Here is a 14308-nt window from a genome sequence, read left to right on the forward strand (position 1 = left end):
TCCTCTGCTGTTCTCTCCTGCGACGTTACCGGGTGTATGACTACGTTGCGGCCGGGATCAACGACGCGATCAGGCCCTCAATACGGGTCTTGATCTCATCGCGGATGGGGCGGACGGCGTCGACGCCCTGCCCGGCAGGGTCTTCCAGGACCCAGTCCTCGTAGCGCTTGCCGGGGAAATACGGGCATTCATCGCCGCAGCCCATGGTGATGACCACGTCAGAGTCCTGGACAGCCTCGGTGGTGAGGACCTTGGGGATCTCGGCGGACATGTCGATGCCCAACTCGGCCATGGCCTCCACGGCGGCAGGGTTGACCTTGTCCGCAGGCTGCGACCCGGCGGAGCGGACCTCGATTTCCCCCTTGCCGAGGGTGGTCAGGAACGCTGCTGCCATCTGTGACCGGCCGGCGTTGTGGACGCAGACGAACAGAACGGAAGGCTTTTTGCTGGTTTCGGTGCTCATGGTGGTTTCTCCTGGAATCGGTTTGAAGCTTGGGTTTGGTTGGGCTGGCACCGGATAGATATTGATGTTCGTCGATGTAAGGAGTATCGAATAATGCATTGATGATTGTCAATATCTAACCGGGAGTCGTAAGTGGCGGGGCTGGTGCTGCACGGTGGTCAGGCGGCCTGGAGGCGGGGTGCGAGGTCGTTGATGCGGCGGTTGATGTCTTCGAAGGCGGAGTCGAAGGCCTCGGTCGTATTGGCGCGGATGGGGTCGGGGACGGACCAGTGGATTCCGCCCAGGCCGGGGAGTTCTTCGTGGGCGTGGTCGCAGACGGTGATGATGAAGTCCGCGTCCTCGGCGACGTCGCCGAGCTGCCGCGGAGTGGGGGTGCCGAGGTTGATGCCATGGCGGTGCGCGACGTCGATCGCGCCCTGGGCGACGCGGTCGGCGGGGTGCGTGCCGGCTGAGACGGAGGGGATGTCGCTGGCGCGCTGCCAGAGCGCGGTCGCGAGCTGGGAGCGGGCACTGTTGCGCGTGCAGACAAACAACACACGCGTCGCGCCGTGTTCACGCCCGGGCGCCAAGCCGTCCAACGCTGCAGCGGCGAGCCGGACGTAGCTGCGCCGCTTATCGGCTTCCGAGCGGTGGCGGGTGACCAGACCGGCACCTTCCAGGGTCCGGAGGTGGTGGGAGAGCAGGTTGGAGGGAATGCCGAGTTCGGCCTGTAGTTCCGTGGGCGAATAATCGCCCAGGGTGAGCAGGTCGATGATCCTCAGGCGTGCAGGGTCCGCGAGGGCCGCATGCTTGGCGAGCCGCGCCTCAAACTCGTTCATTCGCTCAGTATCCATTGATTCAATTTTGACTGAGATAAATTACTGGATCAAGCTAGGTGGCATGACTTCTCCCCAGCCGCCGTTGTGGCGCCGCGCCGTCGCCGAATTCCTCGGTACCGCCCTGCTTGTTTGCGTCGTCGTGGGTTCCGGGATCGCCGCCGCGCAACTGTCTCCGAACGACGTGGGGCTGCAGTTGCTGCAGAACAGCACAGCGACCGTGCTTGGTCTCACCGTCCTGATCCTGGTGTTCGGGCCTGTCAGCGGCGCGCACTTCAACCCCGTCGTCTCGCTTGCCGATTGGTTCCTTGGGCGCAGGCTCCACGCCGGCCTTTCACTGCCCGAACTTGGTGTTTATGTGGTGGTGCAGACCGCCGGGGCAATCGGCGGCAGCGTCCTGGCCAACGCCATGTTCGACGTTGGAACGGCCATCTCCACCAAGGAGCGGTTGACCGGCGGGCATGTACTCGGCGAGGTGGTGGCCACCGCCGGCCTGCTCCTGCTGATCTTCGCCCTCGCCGCAACAAACCGCGGCAACCTGGCCGCGCCCGCCGTGGGCGCCTACATCGGCGCGGCCTACTGGTTTACTTCCTCGACGGCGTTCGCCAATCCCGCCGTGACGGTCGGTCGGATCTTCAGTGACACTTTTGCCGGTATCGCTCCAGGCTCCGTGCCCGGCTTCATCGTCGCGCAACTGGCTGGCGCGGCCATCGGCGTCGGGGTCCTGGCTGTCCTTTTCCCTGCTGCGCCACAGGGCGCGGACGATGTCGTCATCCCGCACCCGCTGGAGAAGCCGGGCTCCTGACCGCGGGTGATGACGTGGCTCCAGGCCAGGAGGGGGGCGCCGACTATATTGATAGCAGTCAATGTTCGGGCATAATGGATGGATGACCACGCTGCCTGTCCTCCAACCGGCCACCTCCGATCCCTGCTGCGGCCCTGCAGGGGAGACGGTGCTGGGCGAGGGGGCGGCCAGGCAGAAGGCGGCGGTTTTCAAGGCCCTGGCGGATCCCAACCGGCTCCGCCTGCTGTCCATCATCAAGAATTCCTCCACCGGCGAGACATGCGTGTGTGACCTGATCGAACCGTTGGACCTTGGCCAGCCCACTGTGTCGCACCACTTGAAGATCCTGGTTGATGCCGGCTTGCTGCATCGGGAAAAACGCGGCACCTGGGCGTACTTCTCCCTGGTCCCCGGTGCGCTGGATGATGTCGCCGGGATCCTGGCCCGGCTGTGAACGGCCGCCGGGACCAGTTCGCGGGCCGGTAGTCTGGAACGGGAAAAAACAGCCGCGCAGCGGGAAGGGGACCGTCATGGCAGCACAGCCGGGATGGACGAAGTACCTCCTGGGCGGCGGGCTCCTGACGGCCGTGCTGGCGTTGATCGCCGGAATACTCGGCATGCACATCCTCATCGGCGGAGCCCACTCCACCCATCAAGCCGCGACCGTCGGCACGGCGGCCAGCACCGCCGTCGTGAACCATGCCACCGCGGCAGGGCACGCAGCAGCCGGGCATGCCGGCCACGCCACCTCCGCTGATACCGGGGCCGGCACGGCCGCCCCGGCACAGTGCATGTGCCAGGGAAACTGCTCTACAGAGCACGCCATGGGGAGCTCCTGCATCCCGTCCCCCAAAACAGCCAGTCTCGCAGCTCCGTTACCCGAACGCGCATCGTTCCTTTCCCCGGCGCACCGTGCCGTGTCCAGCCATGCGGGATCGATGTGGTCGTACCAGCCCGGTAGTCCTTCACCGGGTGATTTGTCGATCAGCAGAACATAGACACCCCGGGCCGGCCCATGCCCGGTGCTCGTCTTTTGTCTGCTGCCTTTGGCAGTCACTCCTGTCTGCCCTGGACGGGTTTACCCCTCGGGCAGAGCTCCGCTGATACCTGTCATGGGGGCCGTGCCGCCGTGACCGTTCGTGAAGGATCTTTTGATGAACACTAAGAAGTTCTTGTCCCTCTCTGCCGCTGCCGTCGCCGCAGCCATAACGCTGGCTGGATGTTCCACCAATACCCCGGGATCGTCCGGAACCTCCATGCCGGGCATGGACCATGGCAGCATGGGCTCATCCATGATGCCCTCGTCCTCCGCCACGGCGGCGGGTGACCATAACGCCGCTGATGCGATGTTCGCCCGGATGATGATCCCGCACCATGCCCAGGCGGTGGAGATGAGCGGGATGATCCTCGCCAAGCAGGGAATCCCTGCCGACGTCAGCGCCTTGGCGACCCGGATCAAGGACGCCCAGGGACCTGAAATCGAGAGAATGACCGGCTGGTTGAAGAGCTGGAACGAGCCCACCATGATGACCGGCGACCACGGCATGGACGGCATGATGAGTGAAGAAGACCTGTCCAGGCTCAAAGCGGCCCAGGGTGTGGAGGCCGCGAAGCTGTTCCTGAGCCAGATGGTCGCCCACCATGAGGGGGCCGTGACGATGGCCAAGGCCGAAACCGCCGATGGCAAGAACGCCGAGGCGGTGCAACTGGCCAGGGACATCGTGGCCGCCCAGGAAGCTGAAATCAAGGAAATGCAGCAGCTGCTGGCCAACCTCTAGGCCGTACCCGGCTGCCGTCCGACCATCGCCGGCAGCCGGGTGCTCCCTTTTTGTCGGTGCCCCGATCTACAGTGGAAGTATTCGAATATTTGTTCGAATTGAGCCGTGTCGCGCTTCACCGCGCGAACGTTCATCTGGTAGAGCCGGGAGGGAAAGTGTCCAAGCCAACCATCATGCACCGGATGCAGGAGATCGCCCATGTGGATATCAACTGCTTTTATGCCTCTGCCGAACGCGCGTTCAACCCGGCGCTGGAAGGCAAACCCGTCATTGTGCTCTCCAATAACGACGGATGCGCCGTCACCCGGTCCCCGGAAGCCAAGAAGCTGGGGATCGGGCTCGGGGACCCGTGGTTCAAGCTGGCACCCAGGGCCAGGGAGTGGGGACTCGTTGCACTGTCCAGCAATTACGAGCTGTATGGGGACATCAGCTCGCGGGTGATGGAGTTGCTGGCCCGGTACTCGGCATGGCAGGAGATCTATTCCATTGACGAGGCCTTCCTCGGGGTCAAGGGTGGCCCAAACCAACTCCTGGAACTCGGCCGGACCATCAAGGACGCCTGCCGCAGGCACGTGGGAGTCCCTGTGTGCGTGGGGATTGCTCCCACTAAGACGCTCGCCAAGCTCGCCAACAAGTGGGCCAAGCACAACCCGGCGTTCGACGGCGTGTGCCGTTGGGAATCGGTACCCGCAGAGCAGCGGGAAGCCCTGATGGCGCGGCTGTCCGTGATTGAAATCTGGGGTGTGGCTACCCGGCTGACCAAGCGGTTGAATGCGATGGGCATCTTCTCGATCCTGGATTTGGTCAGGGCGGATCCGGTTGCCCTCAGGGACAAGTTCTCGATCGTCATGATGCGGACCGTCCTGGAACTGCAGGGCACCCCGTGCATCCCCATGGAGGAGGAACGGATAGGACGCGACCAACTGATTTTCTCTCGCTCGTTTTCAACGCCCATCACCAGTGCGGCGGAGTTGCGGCAGGTGCTGAGCGTTTATGGCCAAATGGCCAGTGCCCGGCTTGCCAAACACGATCTGCAAGCCAAACTCCTCACCGCTTTTGCTGCCACATCCGTGTACAACCCCCGGGACACATCGTTCCCCAGCGTCAATGTGCGGCTGCCCATGCCCACCGCGGACCCGGTACTCCTGACCAAGGCCGCGCACGCCTTGCTGCCCAGGATCCAGGACGGCGTCCGCTACGCGAAGGCGGGCATCATGGTCACGGACCTCCGTCCCAGCGGCAACCAAAAGCCGCTGGAGGTCTTCGAGAACCGCCACGAGGAACGTGGAATCGGAACGCTGCTGGAAACTGTCAGCAAGCGCTACGGGCGCGGCTCCATTGGCCTGGGCCATGCCGGCATCAGGGGCGGGCCGGACTGGTCCATGAAACGGGGCATGCTGAGCCCCCGCTACACCACCAACTGGGATGAGCTTCCCCTGGTGAAGGCGGCGTAGCGGGGTGCACCACCAGTTAGATGCGGAGCCGGTACCCGCGCTTCACCACGGTTTCCACCAGCTTCCCGTCCGGCAGCGAGGACCGCAGCCGGCTGACCGTCATGTCCAAAGCGTGGACGGAACCGCGAAGATCAAGAAGGTCGGACAACGCCTCACGGGAGAGCACAGCGCCGCCGGCCCCCAGCAAAGCCCGCAGGAGAAGCAGGGGAGCAGGAGCCAGGTCCACCACATCGCCGTTGATCCGCAGGCACCGTCCGCGCAGCTCGATGGTGGCCGAGGGCGTTTCCACGCGGCGCACATGGTTCAGGGACAAGTGCTCGGTGACCAGCCGGATCAAGGCTCCCATGCGGAACCGGTCCGGGATCAGGGGCGTCAGGCCCGCATCGACCAGCGGCTGCGCGGTCACAGGCCCGACGGCGGCTACGGTCACCGGTCCTTTCAGGGCCTCGATGACCTGCCTGTACAGGCCCATCTCATGGGCGGTGCTCCACAGGGCATCCACAGCCGGTGCGCTGGTGAAGGTCAGCACATCCAGGTTTCCGCTGACCACGGCCTCGATCAAGCGCGGGAGTTTGTCTTCCCCGTCCGGTTTGACCCAGCGGTACGGCGTCACGGTCAGGACGTTGGCTCCGGACATGCGCAGTCGTTCCAGCTGCCGGACGTCGGTGTAGCCGTGCAGCTGCACCGCAACAGTCTTGCCGCGGACGCCTTCAGCAAGCAGCATATCCACCAGGGTAGCCGTGGTTTCGTCGCTGCTGATTCCGACGTCGGCAAGCCCGGCCGCGCGCACGGCACCGCGGGCTTTGGGTCCCCGGACAAACATGCGGCAGGCGGAAAGTGCCTCCAGCAGTTGTTCGCCGATGCCGAACGAGTCGGCGGCTTCACACCAGCGGCGCATGCCGTAGGCGGTGGTGGCGATGCAGATGTCCGGTCTGGCCTCAATGATGGTCCGGGTGTCCTCGATCAACACCAGGTCCTCCTGGACTGGAGCGATCTTCAGGGCCGGGGCATGCAGCACGCTCGCACCGCGGCGTTCGAGGGCCTCGATAAGGTCCCGGGAACGGCGGTGCGAGGTGACGCCGATGCGGAAACCGTCCAAGGGAGCTTCGGCTGATTCGGCAGCATCAGGTGAAGCTACGGCATCCTGGGCTTCAGGGGCACGGGTAACAGTCATGGGTTTACCTTCAGGCTTCAAGGAGGGAAGCGGCGAGTCGGCTCAGTTCGGCAGAGGCTTGGGCATGATTGCGGTTGGCTTCAGCCACCCTGACCACCTCGCCAATAACCAGCACGGCCGGGTTGCTGCAGCCGGTTGCAGCCGTCTCGATGGTACCCAGGTCCGCGATTGTGGTGCGCTGGCCGGGGCGGTATCCGCGCTCCACCACAGCCATGGGCATATCGGCATTCATACCGGCCCGGCGGAGCCCGGCGGCCAGTTGGGGGAGGGTTCCGATGCCCATCAGGACCACGATGGTCCCGCCAAGGCCTGCCAAGTGGAGGTGCTCCTTGTCAGTGAGTGGTGCGTGGCCGGAGACCACGGTGAACATGTGGCTGACCTCGCGGTGCGTCACGGGGATCCCGGCCGCCGCCGGAACGGAGATCGCACTGGTAACGCCGGAGACCACCCGCACGGGGACGCCGGCGGCAACGCAGGCTGCCACTTCCTCGCCGCCGCGCCCGAAGACGTAGGGATCGCCGCCCTTGAGTCGCACCACGTTCTTGCCCAGAAGCGCGGCCTCGACCATCAGCTTTTCGATGTCACGCTGAGTCACCTTGTGGTGGCCTGGCTGCTTGCCGACGTCTACCAGATCTGCGGAGGTGAGGCCGGCCAGTTCCTGATAGGGCGCCAGCCGGTCATAGAACACCACGTCGGCATCCCGCAGGGCATCCAGCGCCCCCACCGTCAGGAGGTCCAGTGCGCCGGGGCCTCCGCCCACCAGGGTCACGTGCCCTTCTTCGCCGGCTGCCGGTTCAAAGGCCACGGGAATGCCGGCTTCCTTGCAGCCTTCCACCAGCGGCAGCCAGCCGGCATCGCCGTCGTCCACCACGGCAACCAGGAACGGACGGCGGGCGAGCAGACCGTCACAGGCGGCGGCGGAGGGGACACTGATCCTGTGCACCACGGCGCCGGCGTTCCGGTAGCGGCGGACGGCCTGGCGGGCCATGGTGTCGGAACCGGCAACAAGGACGTCCCGGTCGGTCAGGTCGATGGTGAGCTGCATTGGTTACCCCTAATTTTCTGCGCCGGCGGTGCTGCGGACGGGGATGCTGGAAGCGATGAGCACGCTGCCCTTTTCCTCGTTGGTGGCGGGTCGGATCTGGCCACGCTCGGGAACGAACGCGATGGAGTCGTCCTTCTGGTTGGGAGCGTTGACGAACGAACGGAAACGGCGGAGGCGTTCCGGGTCCTTCAGGGTCTCGGCCCACTCGTCCTCGTAGGTGTCGATGTGCTTGGCCATGGCGGTTTCCAGTTCCTCGGCAATACCCAGGGAGTCGTTCACCACCACGTCCTCAACGTGCTTCAGCCCGCCGTCGAGTTCTTCCTGCCACCGGGCGGTGCGCTGCAGGCGGTCTGCCGTGCGGATGTAGTACATGAGGTAACGGTCGATGTACTTGATGAGGGTTTCGTCATCCAGGTCCTTGGCAAGCAACTGGGCGTGGGCCGGAGTGGCGCCGCCATTACCACCCACATAGAGGTTCCAGCCGTCGGCCGTGGCGATGACTCCCACGTCCTTGCCGCGGGCCTCTGCGCATTCCCGGGCGCAACCGGAAACACCCATCTTCAGCTTGTGCGGGCTGCGCAGGCCGCGGTAGCGCAGTTCGAGGGCGATGGCCATCTGTACGGAATCCTGGACACCGAAGCGGCACCAGGTGGAACCGACACAGGACTTCACGGTGCGCAGGCTCTTGCCGTAGGCCTGGCCCGACTCGAAGCCCGCGTCCACCAGTTCCTTCCAGATCTCGGGCAATTGCTCAAGGCGTGCCCCGAACATGTCAATGCGCTGCCCACCTGTGATCTTTGTGTAGAGGCCGTACTTTTCGGCCACGGCGGCAATGACACCGAGGCCCTTGGGCGTGATCTCACCGCCGGCAATCCGGGGGACAACCGAGTAGGTGCCGTCCTTCTGCATGTTCGCCAAAGCCCGGTCGTTGGTGTCCTGCAGGGTGCCACGGCCGGCATCAAGGACGTAGGCGGAGTGCTGGCTGGCGAGGATGGAGGCGATGGTCGGCTTGCAGATGTCGCAGCCGGCGCCGGTACCGTACTTGGCCATGATGTCTTCGAAGGACGTGAGCTCCAGGACCCGGATGGCGTCGAAGAGTTCCTGGCGGGAGAGGCTGATGTGCTCACAGAGAGCCTTGGAAACCTCGATCCCGGACTTCTTGAGTTCGCCTTCAAGGAGCTTCTTGAGCATGGGAACACACGATCCACACTGGGTGCCGGCCCGGGTGCAGCCCTTGAGGCCACCGAGTTCCTGCACCGGAGCGTTTCCTTCGCAGGTGCCGCAGCCGTTGATGGCGTCGCGGATCGAACCGGCCGCCACGTTGTTGCACGAGCAGAGGATCGCGTCGTCCGGAAGTTCGGTTTCCGGAGCCTCGCCACCACCGGCAGCGCTCAGGAAGGCACCCGGTTCAGCCGGAAGTTCACGGCCCAGCAACGGGCGGAGGCTCATGTAAGGGGAAGCGTCGCCCACGAAGATGCCACCCAGAAGCGTCTTGGCATCATCGGTGGTGACAATCTTCTGGTAGACACCGCGGGCAGGGTCGGCGTAGACGATTTCCAGGGAATGTTCCGTGCGGGCGAAAGCGTCGCCGAAGCTGGCAACGTCCACACCCGAGAGCTTCAGTTTGGTGGCGGTATCGAAACCAGGGAACGTTGCCTGGCCGCCGTGCAGCCGGTCAGCCACGATCTCTGCCATCGTGTTGGCCGGGGCCACGAGGCCCAGGCACATGCCCCCGAAGTTCGCTACCTCGCCGATCGCCCAGATGCTCTCCACTTCGGTGGCGCAGAAGTCATTGATGACTACACCGCCGCGCTGGCCGAGGCTGAAGAGCTGCTCTTCGCCTTCGGCGGCACGGAAAAGCTCGTCGCGCGGCTTCACACCGATGGCCACGATCACCAGGTCAGCGGGGATGGTGCGGCCATCTGCCATCAGCACGCCGGTGACCTGGCCGTCGTCGTCCGTTACGACTTCGGAAGGGAAGACGCCGCCGTGGACCTCGAAGCCCTTTGCCTCGATCAGGCGCCCCAGCGCCTGGCCTGCGCCCTCGTCCAGCTGGGTGTTCATGAGCCACGGTGAGCCGTTGATCACCACAGGGTTGGCGCCGAGCTGTTCGGTTCCGGCGGCGGACTCCAGGCCCAGCAGGCCGCCGCCGATGGTGACGGCGTTGACCTTGCGGCCGAGCTTTGCACCGAGTTCCGCAATGGCCTTGTTAATGGCCCACACGTCTTCAAGCGTGCGGTAAACATGCGTGTGCTCCGCACCGGGAATGGGGAGCCGGGCTGCGTCCGAGCCGGAAGCGACCACCAGTTGGTCGTACACATACTTGTTGCCGGAAGCGGTGAGGACACTCTTGGCTACGGTGTCGATCTTGACGGCGCGCTCGCCGGTCTTGAGCGTCACTGCCTCGTGGTCCCACATGGACGCCGCACCCAGGGTGAGGTCCACGCCGGTCTCGGTGAGGGCCTTGCTCAAGGCCACACGGTCGTAGGGAAGGTGGGCTTCCTCCGTGAGCACTGTTACCTGCCAACCTTCAAGCCCACGGTTGACCATGGCATCGGTGAAACGGTGGGCTGCAGGGCCGCCTCCGACAACCACGATGCGGCGCAGGTTTTCTGTACTTGAAGTGTGTCCGGTCACTGGTGGGCCTTTCGCAAAGGTCGCAGACGGATCTCCGCAACTTGTGGAACCAGCCTAGGGAGGGGCAGTTTCGCTTCAGTTTCCCGTTTGTTTCGTGATCTTAACTTCTGCATCACGAACGCGTTTCCGGCCGCGTGAGGTCTCTTTTACGCGCTGGACACATACGCGGACACCTGATGAAACACCCGCGTCCTAGCGTGAAGGAGTGGCCGCGAACGTGGCCCGTCCGGGGGAGTGCAGGTGGAAGATGCCGGCGTCCGGACACAGCGAGAGGGGCTGAAATGACCGTAATTCTTGACCGCGCAGAGAACCTGTCCGCCACAGCAACCTGGCACCGCGTGTGCCCGGTGGACGAGCTCGAACCGGCCTGGGGCGAGGCGGCACTGATCCAGGGCACGCAAGTGGCCCTGTTCCTGACCGCCCCGGGTGAGGTCTTCGCCGTCGCCCAGCAGGACCCTGCAACCTTGGCCAACGTCATGGCGCGGGGCATCATCGGATCGCGCGGCAGCCGCCCGACCATCGCCTCGCCGCTGCACAAGGAGGTCTACGACCTCGAAACGGGCGAGTGCTTCACCAACCCGGAGCTCAAGCTCGCGACCTATGCCACGCGCCTGGTGGACGGCTTCATCGAGATCGGGCTCTAGAGCCCCAGCGCTTCGCGGACATCCCGGAGGACATCGTCCAGGGATGTCCGCGCTGCTTGGCGTGCCGCCGGAAGTTCAGCGGCGGATTCTACGGGCTGGATGACTTCCAGGTAGCACTTCAGCTTGGGCTCGGTGCCGCTGGGCCGGATGATCACGCGGCTCTGGTCACGGGTCAGGTACAGCAAACCGTCGGTGGGCGGCAGGTCCGCACTGCCTTCGGCGAGGTCCGTGAATACCTCGACGGCGGACCCTCCGAACGCTTCGGGAGGGGTGACCCGCAGGCGGTTCATCATGGCATCCAGCAACCCAAGGTCTGCCACCCGGATGCTCAGTTGGTCGCTGGCGTGGAGCCCGTGGACCAAATACAGCTCGTCAAGGGTGTCGAAGATCGTCCTGCCCCCGGCCTTGGCAGCGGCAGCCAGTTCAGCGATCAGCACGGCCGCGGAGATGCCGTCCTTGTCGCGCACCAGGTCCGGTGCCACGCAATAGCCCAAGGCTTCTTCATAGCCGTAAATCAGTCCGGGAACGCGGGAGATCCACTTGAAGCCCGTCAGGGTTTCCACATGGGCGTAGCCTGCGGTAGCGGCGATCCGGGACAGCAGCCGTGAGGACACAATGGAGTTCGCGAAGACACCTTCGGGGGCTTCGTCACCCGTGGCGTTCGCAGCCAGCCGTGCCGCGATGTGGGCGCCCAGAAGGGCACCTGCCTCATCACCGCGCAACATCCGCCACGCACCTGTCGCCGGGTCCAGCGCAGCAACGGCCGCCCGGTCGGCGTCGGGATCATTGGCCAGGACGATATCCGCGCCAAGGTCCGCCGCCGTGGCCAACGCCAGGTCCAGCGCGCCTGGCTCTTCGGGATTGGGGAACGCGACGGTGGGGAAGTCCGGATCCGGTTGGGCTTGCTCTGCCACCAGGGTCACATCGGTGAAGCCCGCAGCGCGCAGGACAGACACAGCAGTGTCACCGCCTACGCCGTGCATGGGAGTCAGCACAATCTTCAGGTCGCGGGCGGGGAAGTGCTCCCTGTCCACCAGGTCCGCCATGGCTGACCGGTAGTCACTGACGATCGAATCCGGCAGCACGGTCCAGGCTTCATCTGCCAGCGCGATGGAATCCAGTGTTCCTACGGCATCGATCTTTGCCGCGATCCCGGAGTCGTACGGAGCCACGATCTGGGCCCCGCGGCCACTCTCGCTCACGGCGTGCCGGCCGAGGTACACCTTGTATCCGTTGTCCTGCGGTGGGTTGTGGCTGGCGGTCACCATCACGCCGCCGTCGCAGTCCAGTGCACGGACCGCATAGGCGAGTACCGGCGTCGGCAGGGCGTCCGGCATGAGGAACACCTCGATCCCGGCGGCCGTGAAAATTGCCGCCGTCTCGCGGGCAAAGACATCGGAGTTGTAGCGTGCATCAAAGCCCACGACGGCGCGCGGCCGGGTTCCGGGTGAAGCCGCTCCGACCGTTTCAGCCAGGAAAGCCGCCAGACCCGCCGCTGCCCGGCGCACTACCACGCGGTTCATCCGGTTGGGGCCGGGGCCGAGGGCTGCACGGAGCCCGGCCGTGCCGAACTGCAGGGTGCCGCTGAAGCTGTCACCCAGTTCCTGGGCGGCACCGGCGTCACCGGCTCCGGCGGCGTGGGCCAGATCGCGGAGGGCCGCGGCGGTGACGGGGTCCGGGTCCTGTGCGGCCCACTCACGGGCCTGGTCGATCAGCTGGTCAAGGGTGGCATCGCTCGATGTCATAAGCACCAAACTACAACGACGCATGGGGGTCCTGCCTCCCCCTCCGGTCGCAAAAGGGGGAAGTCGGGTTGCCCGCGGGCACGGTGCCGTCCCACGTCAGGGCTGGAGTGTCCGCGACCTGACGCTGAAGGAGGCGGCGCCGTCCATGCTGAAGACGGCCGTGCCCAGGTTGTCCCAGCCTGGGAAGAAGGTGTCCGAAACCACGGCCTGGCCATCCTCCGCGAAGACCTCAACGGACGAAGAATCCAGCAGGATCCGGAGGCGGACTGTACGCTCCGGGCCTGGAAGGCGGACCTCGTGCCAGGGACTGAATTTCTCCGAAAAATTGGTGGTGCCGGCTTGTGAGCGGTCCACCTTCAACGTGCGGGATCCGGCATTCCAGGAAATCCTCAGCCCTCCATCTGCGCCTTCCCCTGGGCCATCCTGGGATGCACGCCGGAGGAGTATCCCGGCTTCGGTGGCCGTATCCAGGTCAAGTTCCACATCCAGGAGTTGGCTCCGTGCCGTAAACGGCAGCTCCTGCACCTCGGAATCGACGGTGAGGTCCTTGACCTCGGCCCCGCCCTTGGCTTCCAGCGCACTGACGGCTGCCGCGGCAATCGCCGAGCGAAGTTCAAGCCTTTGCTCCCCCCGGACCAGGGTGAGCTCACGTGGAATCGCCATGGATCCGCGCCAGGGCGTGGTGGGGACGTGCTGGGCATAGTCCCAGTTGCCCATCCAGCCCAGCAGTATGGGCTTGCCGCCGGGAGCGCCGGTGATCGAGTTGGCGGCGTAGTAGTCGGCACCATGGTCCAGCCATTGGGATTCGGTCAGGGGTGCACCGGGCGCGGCGGCATTTTCCGCGGTGAACGTGGTGCCGTCGAACTCACCCACGAAGTACTGCATCCCCGACCCTCCCGCGATGCCACCGGGATTGATGCTGAGCAGCATCACCCACTTCCTGGCCGTGGAGCCTTCGACCCGCATCTGGAGCAGTTCAGGTACTTCCCACAGTCCGCCCTGGGCGCCGACGCCGGAGAAGTCGCTGAGGAAGTCCCACTGCAGCAGATCCGTGGACTTGAACATCTTCACCACCTGGGCGTCGGCCACCACCGTGGTCATGACCCAGTAGCGGCCCGGTTCATACCAGGTGATCTTGGGATCGCGGAAGTTGTTGTTGGTGGGCTGGAGGTTCAGGACCGGGTTGCCGTGGTACTTCTCCCACGTGGTCCCGTTGTCCAGGCTGAACGCCACCGATTGCGCCTGCGCACCCTGGGGAAGCCTGCCGTTCCTGCCGTAGGCGCTCGTATACAGGGCCACCATGGGCGGATTTTCCGCGGATCCCAGGCCCGAGGCGTTGTCTTTGTCCACCACGATGCAGCCGGAGAAGATTTCTTCTTCCGGTCCCGCTTCCATGGCCACGGGACGTTCCTCCCAGTGCACCAGGTCCTTGCTGATGGAGTGCCCCCAGGACATGTTGCCCCACGAGTTTCCGCGCGGGTTGTACTGGTAGAACGCGTGGTATGTACCGTCGTGGAACACGAGGCCGTTGGGGTCGTTGAGCCAGTTCTTTGAGGCCGTCAGGTGGACGGCAGGGCGCCAGGGATCCGACGCGGAAGGCTGCGGCCCGCCCAAGGCGGGTACCGGCGTCGTGCTTTCGCTGGTGCGTGGCGCGGTGCAGGAGGCGGCCGTGAAGGAAACCACGACGGCGGCACTTGCTGCGAGCAGTTGGCGGCGGGACAGGCGGTGGCTGGGGAAAGTCATGGGTAAATCCTGGGGTTGGGGGGATG

General features: G+C 65.0%; 13 protein-coding genes. 6 read left to right on the plus strand and 7 right to left on the minus strand.

What is annotated here, in order from left to right; genetic code table 11:
- Nucleotides 1-40: 40 nt before the first annotated feature.
- Both ACUYMZ_RS07710 and ACUYMZ_RS07715 read right to left on the minus strand, forming a co-directional pair.
- Nucleotides 41-463, minus strand: a complete 423-nt coding sequence (locus ACUYMZ_RS07710) for an arsenate reductase ArsC (RefSeq protein ID WP_442423462.1) — start codon at nucleotides 461-463, stop codon at nucleotides 41-43.
- Between the two features lie 158 nt (nucleotides 464-621).
- A complete protein-coding gene (locus ACUYMZ_RS07715; RefSeq protein WP_481602641.1) occupies nucleotides 622-1296 on the minus strand; it encodes a metalloregulator ArsR/SmtB family transcription factor in 675 nt (224 codons plus the stop codon).
- A gap of 46 nt (nucleotides 1297-1342) precedes the next feature.
- Here ACUYMZ_RS07715 and ACUYMZ_RS07720 point away from each other — a divergent pair, with 46 nt between their 5' ends.
- The 5 genes from ACUYMZ_RS07720 to ACUYMZ_RS07740 all read left to right on the plus strand — a co-directional run bounded on the left by ACUYMZ_RS07720 (nucleotide 1343) and on the right by ACUYMZ_RS07740 (nucleotide 5294).
- Entirely contained in the window at nucleotides 1343-2083 is a 741-nt protein-coding gene (locus ACUYMZ_RS07720; RefSeq protein WP_481602642.1) for an aquaporin, read from the plus strand.
- A gap of 82 nt (nucleotides 2084-2165) precedes the next feature.
- Nucleotides 2166-2516, plus strand: a complete 351-nt coding sequence (locus ACUYMZ_RS07725; RefSeq protein WP_481602643.1) for an ArsR/SmtB family transcription factor — start codon at nucleotides 2166-2168, stop codon at nucleotides 2514-2516.
- 76 nt (nucleotides 2517-2592) lie between these two features.
- Nucleotides 2593-3060 carry a hypothetical protein gene (locus tag ACUYMZ_RS07730; RefSeq protein ID WP_481602644.1) on the plus strand — a complete coding sequence of 156 codons (468 nt, stop codon included), beginning with the start codon at nucleotides 2593-2595 and terminating at the stop codon, nucleotides 3058-3060.
- Between the two features lie 156 nt (nucleotides 3061-3216).
- Complete coding sequence (locus ACUYMZ_RS07735; RefSeq protein ID WP_481602645.1) at nucleotides 3217-3840, plus strand: DUF305 domain-containing protein; 624 nt, start codon at nucleotides 3217-3219, stop codon at nucleotides 3838-3840.
- A gap of 173 nt (nucleotides 3841-4013) precedes the next feature.
- On the plus strand, nucleotides 4014-5294 hold the full coding sequence (locus tag ACUYMZ_RS07740; protein WP_481605836.1) for a Y-family DNA polymerase: 1281 nt from the start codon (nucleotides 4014-4016) through the stop codon (nucleotides 5292-5294).
- A gap of 16 nt (nucleotides 5295-5310) precedes the next feature.
- Here the strand turns inward: ACUYMZ_RS07740 and ACUYMZ_RS07745 are convergent, their stop codons facing one another.
- From ACUYMZ_RS07745 to nirB, 3 genes are read right to left on the minus strand one after another with little or no spacing between them, the layout of a single operon-like run.
- Entirely contained in the window at nucleotides 5311-6468 is a 1158-nt protein-coding gene (locus ACUYMZ_RS07745; protein ID WP_481602646.1) for a uroporphyrinogen-III synthase, read from the minus strand.
- Nucleotides 6469-6478: 10 nt separating this feature from the next.
- Entirely contained in the window at nucleotides 6479-7513 is a 1035-nt protein-coding gene (gene cobA / locus ACUYMZ_RS07750; RefSeq protein WP_481602647.1) for a uroporphyrinogen-III C-methyltransferase, read from the minus strand.
- Nucleotides 7514-7522: 9 nt separating this feature from the next.
- Entirely contained in the window at nucleotides 7523-10150 is a 2628-nt protein-coding gene (gene nirB / locus ACUYMZ_RS07755) for a nitrite reductase large subunit NirB (protein WP_481602648.1), read from the minus strand.
- Nucleotides 10151-10431: 281 nt separating this feature from the next.
- Here nirB and nirD point away from each other — a divergent pair, with 281 nt between their 5' ends.
- Nucleotides 10432-10794, plus strand: coding sequence for a nitrite reductase small subunit NirD (gene nirD, locus ACUYMZ_RS07760; RefSeq protein ID WP_426006621.1), 363 nt, complete (start codon nucleotides 10432-10434; stop codon nucleotides 10792-10794).
- Here the strand turns inward: nirD and ACUYMZ_RS07765 are convergent.
- On the minus strand, nucleotides 10791-12539 hold the full coding sequence (locus ACUYMZ_RS07765; RefSeq protein ID WP_481602649.1) for a phospho-sugar mutase: 1749 nt from the start codon (nucleotides 12537-12539) through the stop codon (nucleotides 10791-10793). The two genes, nirD and ACUYMZ_RS07765, sit on opposite strands and share 4 nt — an antisense overlap.
- 96 nt (nucleotides 12540-12635) lie before the next feature.
- Nucleotides 12636-14282 carry a glycoside hydrolase family 32 protein gene (locus tag ACUYMZ_RS07770; RefSeq protein ID WP_481602650.1) on the minus strand — a complete coding sequence of 549 codons (1647 nt, stop codon included), beginning with the start codon at nucleotides 14280-14282 and terminating at the stop codon, nucleotides 12636-12638.
- Nucleotides 14283-14308: the final 26 nt, after the last annotated feature.

The organism is Arthrobacter sp. T572, assembly GCF_056780115.1.